The sequence below is a fragment of the Leisingera sp. UBA4491 genome, from assembly GCF_002388965.1.
Lineage (GTDB): Bacteria > Pseudomonadota > Alphaproteobacteria > Rhodobacterales > Rhodobacteraceae > Leisingera > Leisingera aquaemixtae.
The window spans coordinates 76,871-89,684 of sequence record NZ_DGNN01000021.1 but is presented as its reverse complement, the minus strand read 5'-3'; the positions used below and the strand labels follow the sequence as shown (position 1 = coordinate 89,684).

Below are 12,814 nucleotides of genomic sequence, written 5' to 3'. Positions count from 1 at the left end.
CCGGCTCCCCCGCCGGACCGGGCTTTTTTGCTTCTTCAAAGGCAAACCTCCGCCGGCATTCCGGTTTTTCCCCCTTGACCTGCGCCCCGCCCATGTCATGAACACCGCATGAGCACGGCAAGATTGACAATCAACCTGGATGCGCTGGTCACCAACTGGCGGAATCTGGATGCGCTGACCAACTGCGAGACAGCCGCGGTGGTCAAGGCGAACGGCTACGGCCTGGATGCAGGCCGGGTGGGCAAGGCGCTGGCCCGGGCGGGCGCGCGCAACTTCTTTGTGGCCGCGGCCGAGGAAGGCGGCGCGCTGCGCCGCGCGCTGGGGCCGGGCCCCGGCATCTCGGTGTTCTCCGGCCATATGGAGGGCGACGCCAAGCTGTTGAACGATTTCCAGCTGACGCCGATGCTGAATTCGCTGGACCAGATGCTGCGCCATTTCGAGACCCTGCCGGGCCACCCGTTCGGGGTGCAGCTGGACAGCGGCATGAACCGGCTGGGCATGGAGGCGGGCGAATGGGCCGCGGTGGCGGAAATCGCCCTGGGCCAGAACCCGGTGCTCCTGATGTCGCATCTGGCCTGCGCCGATGAGCCGGGCCACGGCATGAACGCCCGCCAGCTGCACACCTTCCGCGAGCTGACGGACGGGCTGGACATCCCCCGCTCGCTGGCGGCGACCGGCGGGATGCTGCTGGGCGCCGATTACCACTTCGACCTCTGCCGCCCCGGCATCGGCCTCTATGGCGGGCTGCCGTTCAAGGACGCGCTGCCGGTGGTGCAGCTGGACCTGCCTGTGATCCAGGTCCGCGATATGGAGCCGGGCGAAAGCGCCGGTTACGGCAATGCCTGGGTCGCCAAACGCCCCAGCCGCATCGCCACCGTTGCCGCAGGCTATGCCGACGGGTTGCACCGTGCGATGGGCCAGGGCGGCATTCAGGTTTACGCAGGCGATACCCCCTGCCCCGTTGTCGGCCGCGTCTCGATGGATCTGATCACCGTGGATGTCACCGACCTGGCCGAAGTGCCGGAGATGATGGCAATCCTGAACGAGCGCCAGACCGTGGACATGCTCGCCGATGCGGCGGGCACCATCGGCTATGAAATCCTGACCTCCTCAGGCCACCGATCGGCACGGACATATCTGGGATGACTCCAATCGCTCTCCTGGCCCGGCTGGGCCGCACCGCCCTGGCGGGGCTGTCGGCTGTTGGCCGCGCGGCGCTGTTTGCGCTTGGGGCCTTCAGCCATATGCTGCGCCCGCCCTATTACCCGCGGGAAGTGCTGAACGCGCTGCTGAACATCGGCTGGCTGTCGCTGCCGGTGGTCGGTCTGACCGCCATTTTCACCGGCGGCGCGCTGGCGCTGCAGATCTATGCCGGCGGCGCCCGCTTCAACGCCGAAGCCGTGGTGCCGCAGATCGTCGCCATCGGCATGGTGCGCGAGTTGGGCCCGGTTCTGGTCGGCCTGATGATCGCGGCACGGGTGACCTCTTCCATTGCGGCGGAGATCGCCACCATGAAGGTGACCGAGCAGATCGACGCGCTGGTGACGCTGTCCACCCATCCGATGAAGTACCTGGTCGCGCCCCGCGTGCTGGCGGCGCTGATCACGGTGCCGGTGCTGGTCGGCATCGGCGACATCATCGGCATCATGGGCGGCTATACGGTGGCGGTGCAGAACCTCGGCTTCAACGCCGCCGCCTACCTCAAGAACACGGTCGACTTCCTGGAGCCGCTCGACATCGTCTCCTCGCTGGTCAAGGGCGCGGCATTCGGCACCATCGCGGCGATGATGGGCTGCTACTACGGCATGCAGTCGGGCCGCGGCGCGCAGGGCGTGGGCCGGGCCACCAAAGGCTCGGTGGAAGCCGCCGCGGTGCTGATCCTGGCCGCCAACTTTGTCCTCACAGGGGTGTTCTTCTCGCTATGATCCGCATGGAAAACGTCCATAAGGCCTTTGGCGACAACCAGGTGCTGAACGGCATGACCCTGGAGATCCCCAAGGGCACCTCGATGGTGATCATCGGCGGCTCCGGCACCGGCAAATCGGTGGCGCTGAAAAGCATCCTGGGGCTGATCACCCCGGACTCGGGGCAGATCTTTGTCGATGGCAAGCCCGCAGACTCCGGCGACCGCGACAAGTTCCTGGCCCGCTTCGGCATGCTGTTCCAGGGCGGAGCGCTGTTTGACAGCTTGCCGGTCTGGCAGAACGTGGCCTTCCGCCTCTTGCGCGGCACGCTGAAGCGCCCAGCGGAGGAAGCCCGCGCCATCGCCATCGAAAAGCTGCGCCGCGTGGGCCTGAAGGCCAATGTGGCCGACCTGTTCCCGTCGGAGCTGTCCGGCGGGATGCAAAAGCGCGTGGGCCTCGCCCGCGCCATTGCGGCGGAGCCGGAGATCATCTTTTTCGATGAGCCGACCACCGGGCTGGACCCGATCATGTCCGGCGTAATCAACGACCTCATTCGCGAGATCGTGGTGGAGATGGGCGCCACGGCGATGACCATCACCCACGACATGACATCCGTCCGCGCCATTGCCGACAATGTGGCGATGCTGCACGGCGGGGTGATCCAGTGGACCGGCCCCGTCGCCGAGATGGACCACTCGGGCGATCCCTATCTCGACCAGTTCATCCACGGCCGCGCCGAGGGGCCGATCGAGGCGGTGCGGTAACAGCTCGGCTTGAACGGGCTTGATCCTCTTCTTCTGCCTGCAAATATCCCGGGGGAGCCGCGCGCCCCGCACGGCGGGGGCAGCGCCCCATCGCGGACCGGCCTCGGCCCGGGCCGCTGCCAGTTTTGGAGACGCAGATGACCCTCCGCCTACTTACCCTCTCGCTCCTGATCCTCTACCCCGTGGCCTGGTTTGCGCCGCTGATGCGGGCGGGGCTCCTGCCGGTCTTCGGCCTCAGCGAGATCTCGGTGATCACGGGGCTGCAATCCCTGTGGGGCAGCGACGCGGTGCTGGCGCTGATCGTCACCTTCTTTGCGATCTTCGCCCCCTACCTCAAAACCATCGGCCTGGCGCTGGTGCAGTGGAACCTGCTGGACGCGCGGCTGAAGCCGGTGCTGCATGTGCTGGGCAAGCTCGCGATGGCCGATGTGTTCCTGATCGCGCTCTATATCACCCTCGCCAAGGGCATTGGCCTCGCCACCATCGAGACCGCCTGGGGCCTCTACCTGTTCACCGGCTGCATCCTGGCCTCGCTGGGGCTGGGCATGGCAAATACGGCGCAGGCGTTCAGGAAAGATATCAGCGGATAGTTGCCAAAAATTTGATTCTTGTGCAACATTTTGCCGACGAACCGCGTTGTTGTGTTCCGAGGGTGCCGCCGTGGACGGCCTGAGAAGGCCACCCCCCCTGCCACCGGCCCCCGGGTGGTTTCGCTATTTTGGAGGGGTATTCATGTCCGCTGTTCACACTGTCCTGTTCAAATCCCAGGCGCTGTTCCTGCGCCTCACGTTTGCTCTGATCTGCATTGCCGCTCTGGGCGCGGTCTTGGCGACAGCGCTGTCTGCTGCCGGTGTCTGGCCCTGGCTGACGCTGCAGGCGGGGCTGGACGGGACCTATTATCCGCAGGCCGGCATGGTGGCGCAGATCACGCTGACCGCGCTGGTGCTGATGCTGGCGTTTTTCCTGCCAGCAAACGGCCGCATGCTGGCGCTGGAAAACTCGCACCGCAAATTCAGCGTGCAGATGGAGGATGTCGCCCGCGCCTATCACACCGCCCATGCCGACGACCGCAAGGGGCTGTTCACCGCCCGCTCCGAGTTCGACGCGGTGAAGGAACGGCTGGCCTTCATGCGCAACCACCCGGACCTGGGCGACCTGGAACCGGAAGTGCTGGAACTGGCGGCGCAGATGAGCCAGGTCAGCCAGGATTTGGCCAGCACCTATTCCGACGCCAATGTCGAGCGCGCCCGCACCTTTCTGAAGCAGCGCCAGCAGGAACTGGATGCCTTCCAGGCCCGGCTGGAGGATGCCAAGATGGTGATGCACGAGCTGCGCCAGTGGACCCGCGATGTGGAAATCGAGGAATCGCTGGCAAAGTCGCACCTGGGCCGCCTGCGCGAGGAGCTGTTCGAGCTGCTCCCGGAACTGTCGGCGCAGCTGCAAAGCCCGCCGGACGGCACCGATCCCGAAACCGGCAGCGTGGTCGCGATGAAGCCGCCGCGGCGCGCCGACTGACCTGGGTGCCGGGGCGCTGCCCCCGGCCCTCACGGGCCTCCCCCGGGATATTTTCAGCCAGATGAAGACCGGATCCATCTTCATCTGGCCCTAAATATCCCGGAGCGCGAGGCAGAGCCTCGCATCCGGCGGTGCAGCCAGCCGCAGCCCTCTTGAACAAAACAGAAACATCTGCCACTGATCCGGCATGGCAAAAACAACTTTCTCCTGCTCGGCCTGCGGGGCCAGCTTTTCCAAATGGTCGGGCCGCTGCGAAGGCTGCGGCGACTGGAACACCATCAGCGAAGATCAGGGGTTGTCCTCCGGTCCCGCCAAGAAATCCTTGGGCGTCAAGCGCGGCCGCACCATTCAGCTGACGGATCTGTCGGCGCGGGAAACACCGCCGCCGCGCACCTGCTGCGGCGCGGGAGAGCTGGACCGGGTGCTGGGCGGCGGGCTGGTGCCGGCCTCGGCGATCCTGGTGGGCGGCGATCCGGGCATCGGCAAATCCACCCTGCTGCTGCAGGCGGCGGCGCGGTTTGCCCATGCGGGGCTGAAGACGGTCTATGTGAGCGGCGAGGAAGCCTCGGCCCAGGTGCGGATGCGGGCGCAGCGGCTGGGGCTGGCGGATGCGCCGGTGCAGCTGGCAGCAGAGACCAACCTGCGCGACATCCTGACGACGCTGGAGGCGGAGAAGCCGCAGCTGGCGATCATCGACTCGATCCAGACCATGTGGGCCGATCACGTGGACAGCGCCCCCGGGTCCGTCAGCCAGGTGCGCGCGGCGGCGCATGAGCTGACCACCTTTGCCAAGCGCAACGGGGTGTCGGTGATCATGGTGGGCCATGTTACCAAGGACGGCCAGATCGCAGGCCCCCGGGTGGTCGAGCATATGGTCGACACGGTGCTGTATTTCGAGGGCGAGCGCGGCCATCAGTTCCGCATCCTGCGCGCGGTCAAGAACCGCTTTGGCCCGGCCGATGAGATCGGCGTCTTCGAGATGACCGGCGGCGGGCTAGCGGAAGTGGTGAACCCCTCTGCCCTGTTTCTGTCCGAACGCGGCGAGCCCAGCCCGGGATCGGTGGTGTTTGCGGGCATCGAAGGCACCCGCCCGGTGCTGGTCGAGATGCAGGCGCTGATTGCGCCCTCGCCGCATTCGCAGCCGCGCCGGGCGGTGGTCGGCTGGGACAGCTCGCGGCTGGCGATGATCCTGGCCGTCCTTGAGGCGCGCTGCGGCATTCCGTTTGCCGGGCTGGATGTCTATCTGAACGTGGCGGGCGGCATGAAGATTTCCGAGCCGGCCGCCGACCTGGCGGTGGCCGCGGCGCTGCTGAGTGCGCGGGAAGACGTCGCTTTGCCCGCCGATACCGCGGTTTTCGGAGAAATTTCGCTATCCGGGGCCCTGCGCCCGGCACCGCAGACCGAAAACCGGTTGAAAGAGGCGCAAAAACTTGGTTTCACGGCGGCGATTGCCCCAAGCGGCAGCAAAACCGTGTCCGTAAATGGCCTGAACTTGCGAAAGTCCAGCGACCTGGCCGGTTTTGTTGGCGAATTCTTCGGGGCCGGCTAAAGTCGCAAAAAATTTGATACCGCAGGTAAACGGGCGAGGGACATGGAAGGTTTCACAATCATTGACGGGGTCGTGGCCCTGGTCATCGTCGTATCGGCGCTGCTGGCCTATTCGCGCGGATTCGTGCGCGAGGCCATGGCCATCGCCGGCTGGATCGCCGCCGGCATCCTCGCCTTCATCTTTGCGCCGCAGGTCGAGCCGCTGATGGCGGAGATCCCCGTGATCGGCGAATTCATCGCCGACAGCTGCGAGCTGTCGATCATCGCCGCCTTTGCCGCGGTGTTCGCGCTGGCGCTGATCGTGGTCTCCTTCTTCACGCCGCTGTTCTCGACCCTGGTGCAGCGCTCGGCGCTTGGCGGGGTGGACCAGGGCGCGGGCTTCTTCTTCGGGGTGCTGCGCGGCATCCTTCTGGTGGCGATTGCCTTCTTCCTCTACGCGGTAGTGATGACCGGGCAGAGCTTTACCGTGGTTGACGAAAGCCGCTCCGCGGTGGTGTTCGAGCGCATGATCGGCAAGATCGAGGAGCGCAATCCCGAGCAGGCCCTGGGCTGGGTCACTCAGCAGTACGAGGCGCTGATCGGCAGCTGCGGGCAGTAACCGCGCAAAGCACATTTCCGGGACAGATCCGAACGGGCGCCGCAGTGGCGCCCGTTTTTCTTTGCTATCAAAGCGTTCACACAGTTATCCACAGAGTCATCACCGTAATTATTAACAGCGCAACCTTGCGTTAATACCTTGTTAACCAACAGGAATCGCGATTCGAGCCGCGCGGGCGCCGAGCGTCAAACGACGGTCAATTCTTAACAAATCCTCAGGCTGCACCGTCAAAAGGTTAACAATGCCGGGTAAAACCGTGCTTTTGTCCCCAAAAATCCGCCGCATCCCGGAAGGGGCCGCACCCCTGCCCCAATTTGGTCCCAATTCGGGGGCCTGATGGCTTCAACGGCAAGACGCCGGGCCAAAGACGCTCAGAAGGGACACAAAATGCAGCTGGATCACACCACAGATTTCGCCGACTTCCTGCCGGTTGATATGCTGCTGAACACTCCCCTGCCGCAGTCCTGCAACCCGGCGCCGAAGCGTGCCCGCATCCGCAGCGGCGGCTTTCTGCCCGCCACCCTGTTGGAGACCGAAGAAGGCTTCAAGCAAGCCCGCGACATCAAGCCCGGCGACATGGTGTTCACCTTTGACGGCGGCGCCCAGGAAGTGAAAGCGGTCCGCCATGCCGTGCCGCGCCTGACCACCTGCATGCATGTCCCCGCCGGCGCCCTGGGCAATGACACCGATCTGATGCTGCCCTCAGACCAGAAAGTGGCGCTGGAGATGGACACCGCCGAGCGCCTTTTCGGGCTGCCGGTTGTGGTCACCAAGCTGATCGCCCTGGCCGGCTACAAGGGCATCACCGCCGCCGCGCCCGAGCGTCTGGGCCGGATCCATTTCGAATTTGCGGAAGAAGAGCTGGTCTGGGCCGAAAGCGGCATGCTGCTGCCCGCCGGCGATGACTCCGAAGGCTCTGCCTTTCACCATCTGTCGCTGACCGAAACCCGCCAGGTCCTGGCCAGCGGCGAGGGCCGTGCCCTTGCGGACACCGGCATGGGCGCGGAAGACGCCCGCCTGCCTGCGCCGCTGGACAACCTGCTGGACCGCATTCTGGCGGCCTGACCGCCAACCGTTTTTCCCTCCCCCACCTTTGGCCCGCCTTGCTGCGGGCCTTTCCTTTTGCAGCGGCGTACCCAAGGCGATCGTGCAGAGGTCCGCCCGGCCGGCCTGGCAGCGGCCAAAACGCGCGCATTACGGCCATTCAGGCAGAACATTATTCCCCAAGGCGGGCGCAATTCAAAAAAATTTGCCCGAAATCCGGATGTGTGACAGCATCACCCCGGGCGCAGCTAGAAGACCAAAATTTCAGGCGCCTGTTTTCCAGGGAGGATTTGACGATGAACTTGAGGCCTGACCCCACTTTTCATGCCACCCCCAGGCTTGCCATGGAGGCCCCGGCGGAAACGCTGGCCTTTACCCTGATGCTGAGCCCCGACGGCTCCCAGCCCGACGGGCTGGCGGTGGTCGATGTCGACCCGAAGTCCGACAGCTATGGCGAGATCGTGCATCAGCTGATCATGCCCAACAAAGGCGACGAATTTCACCACTTCGGCTGGAACGCCTGCTCCTCGTCGCTGTCGCCGCTGTCCGGCCACGCGTTTCTGGAGCGGCGCTACCTGATCATTCCGGGCATCCGCTCCAGCCGGATCTACGTGGTGGACGTGAAGGAGCCGCGCGCGGCGAAGATCCACAAGATCATCGAGCCCGAGGAGGTTTTTGCCAAGACTGGCTATTCGCGCCCGCACACCATCCACTGCGGCCCTGAAGGCATCTATGTCTCCACCCTGGGCGGCGGCGGCGAGGATGGCACCGACGGCCCCCCGGGCATCTTCATCATGGATTGCGAGACCTTCGAGATCCTGGGCCGCTACGAGATGGACCGCGGCAAGCAGGACAAGCATTATGACTTCTGGTGGAACCTGCCGCGCGACTACATGGTGAGTTCGGAATGGGGCCTGCCGCCGCAGTTCGAAAACGGCATCGTGGCGGAGGATCTGCTGAGCAACAAATACGGCCACTCGATCCATTTCTGGAACCTGCGTCAGCGCAAGAACGTGCAGACCATCGACCTGGGCGAAAACCACCAGATGGCGCTGGAGATCCGGCCCGCGCATGACCCCTCCAAGGATTACGGCTTTTGCGGAGTGGTGGTTGACACCACCAACCTGCAGGGCGCGATCTTCACCTGGTGGCAGCAGGCCGACGGCAGCTTTGAGGCCAAGAAGACCATCACTATCGACCCGCGGCCCGAGAAGCCGGAAAACCTGCCGCCGCTGTTGCAGGGGTTCGAGGCGGTGCCGCCCCTGGTCACCGATATCGACCTGAGCCTGGATGACAGGTTCCTGTACGTCGCCTGCTGGGGCCTGGGCGAGATGCATCAGTATGATGTGTCCGACCCGATGAACCCCAAGCTGGCCGGCAAGGTGGAGATCGGCGGCATTGCGCGGAACGCCAAGCACCCCAACGGCAAGGACTTTGCCTATGGCCCGCAGATGGTCGAGATCAGCCGCGACGGCAAGCGGGTCTACTGGACCAACTCGCTCTATTCCACCTGGGATGACCAGTTCTATCCGGACGCCGAGGGCGGCCAGATGGTGATGGCCAATGCCGGTGAAAACGGCGGGCTGGAGCTGGACAAGGACTTCTATGTGGAATTCCCCAAAGGCTACCGCAGCCACCAGATCCGGCTGGAGGGCGGCGACTGCTCCACCGACAGTTTCTGCTACCCCTCCGCCTGACGCGTGGCAGAGATCAGCACGGCGGCGGCCCTGTGGGGGGCCGTTGCCGCCTCTGGCATCTATCACGGGGTGAACCCAGGCATGGGCTGGCCCTTGGCGGTGTCAGCCGCGCTGATGGACCGGAAGCAGGGCAGCCTGTGGCGGGCGCTGGCGGCGCTGGCGGCCGGGCACCTGCTGGCGATGGCGGCGATCCTGTTTCCGTTCTCGGCGCTGATGGTGCTTGCACAATGGCAGCGGGAAATCCAGATTGGTGCGGCCTGCCTGGTGATCGCCCTGGGCCTTTACCTGCTGTGGAACCGCCGCCACCCGCGGTTCCTGGCGCGGGTTCCGCCGTCGCGGCTGGTGCTGTGGTCGTTCCTGGCGGCGATGGCGCATGGCGCGGGGCTGATGCTGGTGCCGATCTACCTTGGGATCTGCCGCACGGTTGAGACGGATGCAGGCCACGCCGCCGCAGGCACGCTGATCACCGGCAATGCGGGTATCGCCGCGCTGGTGGCGCTGCTTCATACCGCTGCGATGACCGCAGCGGGCGGCGCGCTGGCCTATGGGATCTACCGCTGGGTGGGGCTGAAATTCCTGTCCAAAGGATGGTTCAACCTGGATCTGGTCTGGGCGCTGAGCCTGGTGCTGGTCGGGTCCATCTCGCTGCTGACGCTGCCCTGACGGCAGGGGTGCTGCCCCGCCGCCGCCGCAGTGCAGCGGGGAAGTGTGATCCTTTGATGACAGCAGGGGCGAAAGCCACTATGTGAGGGCGCGAACAGGAAACGGATTCGGAGCCTCACCGCCTTGCCGCTGCTGCCCGCCTGCCTTTGTGGACCTGACCTGCCGCGCCCGGCGCCGGGGTCTGCTGCCGCAATCGGCCCTCAGGCCGGCGGCCGGGCCTGCGCCCAAGCACCGGGCCGGAGTGCGGCCAAAGCAGCCGGATTGGCGCCCAAGCGCACAAATGCGCTAGACTGCCGGCACCACCGCTTCCAGCATCAACCGAACAGCAAAGCCTAAGTGGGATTGGAGCCAGCCAATGTGCGGGATTTTGGGGATCGCAAGCCGGGACACGGATGTCTTTGCGGAAATTTATGACGGGCTCTTGATGCTGCAGCACCGCGGCCAGGACGCCTCGGGCATCGTGACCTACACCGGCGAGTTCTTCCGCGAGCGCAAGGAAAACGGACTGGTCAAGGATGTGTTCGGCCCCGCAGACGCCGAGACCCTGACTGGCCGCGTCGGCATGGGCCACGTCCGCTATCCCACTGCGGGCTCGCTCAGCGCCTCCGAGGCGCAGCCGTTCTTCGTCAACGCGCCCTACGGCATCTACCTGGTTCACAACGGCAATATCACCAACACCGCCGAGCAGCGCGAGAAGGTGACCGGCAAGTACAGCCGCCACCTGCGCACCACTTCGGATTCGGAAATCCTGCTGAACGTGCTGGCCGACAAGGTCGCCGATGCGATCAAGGTGAACGGCAATGCCGACCCCGTCCGCAACATCCTGGCCGGCGTCAAGATGACGATGGAGCGGGTGCAGGGCGCCTATTCCGTGCTCTGCCTGATTGCCGGCGTCGGCATGCTGGCCTTCCGCGACCCGCATGGCATCCGGCCCCTGTCGATGGCGGCGCGCCCGGCGGCGGACGGCGGCACCGATTACGCTTTTGCCTCCGAAGACGTGGCCTTTGGCATCAACGGCTTCAAGAAAACCCGCGACGTCAAGCCGGGCGAGGCGATCCTGGTCGACCTGGACGGCAACCTGCACGAGTTCCAGGCGGTCGAGGGCAAGCTGACCCCCTGCATCTTCGAATATGTCTACCTGGCCCGCCCTGACTCGATGATGGACGGGGTGTCGGTCTACAAGACCCAGCTGCGCATGGGCCAGGCGCTGGCCAAGCAGATCGAGGAGTCGGGGCTGGAGATCGACAGCATCATCCCGGTGCCCGATTCGGCCCGCCCCGTGGCGCTGGAAGTCGCCAATTCCACCGGCATCCGCTACCGCGAAGGGCTGGTGAAGAACCGCTATGTGGGCCGCACCTTCATCATGCCCGGCCAGGCCGAGCGGCAGAAGTCGGTGCGCCGCAAGCTCAACGCGATCCCGCTGGAATTCAAGGACCTGAACGTGCTGCTGATCGACGATTCGATCGTGCGCGGCAACACCATCAAGAAGATCGTGCAGATGTGCCGCGAAGCCGGCGCCAAGAAGGTCTATGTCGCCTCCGCCTCGCCGCCGGTGAAGTACCCCAACGTCTATGGCATCGACATGCCGACCAAGCACGAGCTGATCGCAAACGGCCTCAGCATCGAGGAAATCCGCGACGAGCTGGGCGCCGACGCGCTGTTCTACCAGAACCTCGACGACCTGATCTGGGCCGCCAAGGAAGGCAACCCGGATATTGAGCAGTTCGACTGCTCCTGCTTTGACGGCAACTATGTCACCGGCGTCACCAGCGAGTATCTGAACGCGCTGGAAAGCAGCAGCCGGGTCAGCGCCAAGATCCAGGACATGCCGGTCCCCGGCGCCTCCTGGAACGCCCCCAACCTGGCCTCCGGCTGACCCCGCCCCGCCCCCTTGCGGAAAGGGGGGTTTGAACTTCCGGCCGCATCCGCGTATGAGGGCCGCGACCACTGCATGGACAAGGCGCTGGCCGTGACGGCCCGCGCCTTTTTATGCTTCCAGACGAAAGGCCGCCTCTTGGACGCGCATCTTGCCCGCATGCTGACCTCTCCGCGCCAGTGCCGCTGCTGCGGCGCCACCTTTGCGCAACTGCTGAGCCTGAGCTGCGACCGGCCCGATATCTGCTCCGAGGATATGGAGGTGGAGGACAACTCCGCCGTCCTGGCCACCCGCGGCGATATCCTGACCGACGATTTCTGCCGTCTGGGCGATCTGCGCTTTGTCCGCGCGGTGCTGGCGATCCCGCTGCCCGGCAGCCGCGGCGAGGAGTTTCTGCTGGGCACCTGGGCCAGCCTCAGCCGCGATGACTTCGACGCCTATCTCGACCTGTTCGAGATGCGCGAGACGGAAAAGCTGGGCGACCGCCCGGCCTGGCTGGCCAATGCGATCCCGCCGGATATGCCGATGCCCGCGGGCTGCGTTCTGGAGATGCGGCCGGAGGGCCAGTATCCGGAGCTCCAGGTCACCGAGCAGAACCACCCGCTCTATCCGCTGCAAAAGGACGGCGCCGAGCTGGAGGAGCTTCTGGAGCTGCTCTATGCCTATGGCCACGACCTGCCGTCGCTGGTTTTCGACGCCTGACGGGGCATTTCAGCGCAGGCGCGTGCGACCGGCCGCGGCGGCGGCCTTCCACCGATTGCATCCCCGCCGGTCCGCGGCTTCCCGCCGAGCCGCACGCAGGCTGGTTGAACCGGCCCGGCCGATTGACCAGATACGCCCTGACACATCGGGGATGAAGAACATGGCAAACGCAGAAACGGCGGGCGGCACACCCGCCAAGGTGGCCGGACTGGCCACCCAAGGCAATGCAGTGAACCGCAACCGGCTGAACCTTCTGGGCATCTACGGCCCCGAGAACAGCCTGACCGCGCTGGTGCGCCTGCCCAACGGCCGCACCAAGACCGTGACCCGCGGCACCCGCCTGTCCTCGCTGGGCCAGGTGGTGGCGATCGACGCCGAGGGCCTGGTGCTGAGCGCCAACGGCGAGACAAAACGCCTGCCGATGCCCGGCAGCTAAGCGCGGGAGCGCCGCAAATTTCTTCGAAGAAATTTGCCAAGAATTTTCGAAAATTCTTGCCCCGGGC

The 12,814-nt window shown here is 65.3% G+C and carries 13 protein-coding genes; all 13 read left to right on the top strand.

Annotated elements, in window-relative coordinates; translation table 11 throughout:
- The first annotated feature begins 108 nt into the window (after window positions 1-108).
- The 13 genes from alr to B2P87_RS11545 all read left to right on the top strand — a co-directional run bounded on the left by alr (window position 109) and on the right by B2P87_RS11545 (window position 12,747).
- Window positions 109-1,146 carry an alanine racemase gene (gene alr / locus B2P87_RS11605; protein WP_141890040.1) on the top strand — a complete coding sequence of 346 codons (1,038 nt, stop codon included), beginning with the start codon at window positions 109-111 and terminating at the stop codon, window positions 1,144-1,146.
- Complete coding sequence (locus B2P87_RS11600) at window positions 1,143-1,925, top strand: MlaE family ABC transporter permease (RefSeq protein WP_058287955.1); 783 nt, start codon at window positions 1,143-1,145, stop codon at window positions 1,923-1,925. Before alr ends, B2P87_RS11600 begins: the two co-directional genes overlap by 4 nt.
- Complete coding sequence (locus B2P87_RS11595; protein WP_058287954.1) at window positions 1,922-2,668, top strand: ABC transporter ATP-binding protein; 747 nt, start codon at window positions 1,922-1,924, stop codon at window positions 2,666-2,668. The genes B2P87_RS11600 and B2P87_RS11595 overlap by 4 nt, the downstream gene beginning before the upstream one ends.
- A 137-nt stretch (window positions 2,669-2,805) precedes the next feature.
- On the top strand, window positions 2,806-3,258 hold the full coding sequence (locus B2P87_RS11590) for a paraquat-inducible protein A (protein ID WP_141890039.1): 453 nt from the start codon (window positions 2,806-2,808) through the stop codon (window positions 3,256-3,258).
- Window positions 3,259-3,400: 142 nt separating this feature from the next.
- Complete coding sequence (locus B2P87_RS11585; protein ID WP_141890038.1) at window positions 3,401-4,183, top strand: DNA repair protein; 783 nt, start codon at window positions 3,401-3,403, stop codon at window positions 4,181-4,183.
- A gap of 187 nt (window positions 4,184-4,370) precedes the next feature.
- Window positions 4,371-5,732, top strand: a complete 1,362-nt coding sequence (radA, locus tag B2P87_RS11580) for a DNA repair protein RadA (RefSeq protein WP_141890037.1) — start codon at window positions 4,371-4,373, stop codon at window positions 5,730-5,732.
- A gap of 42 nt (window positions 5,733-5,774) precedes the next feature.
- Entirely contained in the window at window positions 5,775-6,329 is a 555-nt protein-coding gene (locus tag B2P87_RS11575; RefSeq protein ID WP_008553790.1) for a CvpA family protein, read from the top strand.
- A 387-nt stretch (window positions 6,330-6,716) separates the two neighbouring features.
- Window positions 6,717-7,394, top strand: a complete 678-nt coding sequence (locus tag B2P87_RS11570) for a Hint domain-containing protein (protein ID WP_141890036.1) — start codon at window positions 6,717-6,719, stop codon at window positions 7,392-7,394.
- Window positions 7,395-7,669: 275 nt separating this feature from the next.
- The gene (locus B2P87_RS11565) at window positions 7,670-9,070 is read left to right on the top strand and encodes a selenium-binding protein SBP56-related protein (protein WP_058287949.1); all 1,401 of its coding nucleotides are present in this window, start codon (window positions 7,670-7,672) and stop codon (window positions 9,068-9,070) included.
- Window positions 9,071-9,073: 3 nt separating this feature from the next.
- Window positions 9,074-9,733: a hypothetical protein gene (locus B2P87_RS11560; protein ID WP_141890035.1), complete on the top strand. Its 660-nt coding sequence runs from the start codon at window positions 9,074-9,076 to the stop codon at window positions 9,731-9,733.
- 355 nt (window positions 9,734-10,088) lie between these two features.
- On the top strand, window positions 10,089-11,609 hold the full coding sequence (purF, locus tag B2P87_RS11555) for an amidophosphoribosyltransferase (RefSeq protein WP_141890034.1): 1,521 nt from the start codon (window positions 10,089-10,091) through the stop codon (window positions 11,607-11,609).
- 159 nt (window positions 11,610-11,768) lie between these two features.
- Window positions 11,769-12,311, top strand: coding sequence for a DUF2199 domain-containing protein (locus B2P87_RS11550; RefSeq protein ID WP_141892049.1), 543 nt, complete (start codon window positions 11,769-11,771; stop codon window positions 12,309-12,311).
- Window positions 12,312-12,471: 160 nt separating this feature from the next.
- Window positions 12,472-12,747 (top strand): hypothetical protein, encoded by a 276-nt coding sequence (locus B2P87_RS11545; protein ID WP_058287946.1) that lies wholly within the window; start codon window positions 12,472-12,474, stop codon window positions 12,745-12,747.
- The last annotated feature ends 67 nt before the right edge of the window (window positions 12,748-12,814 follow it).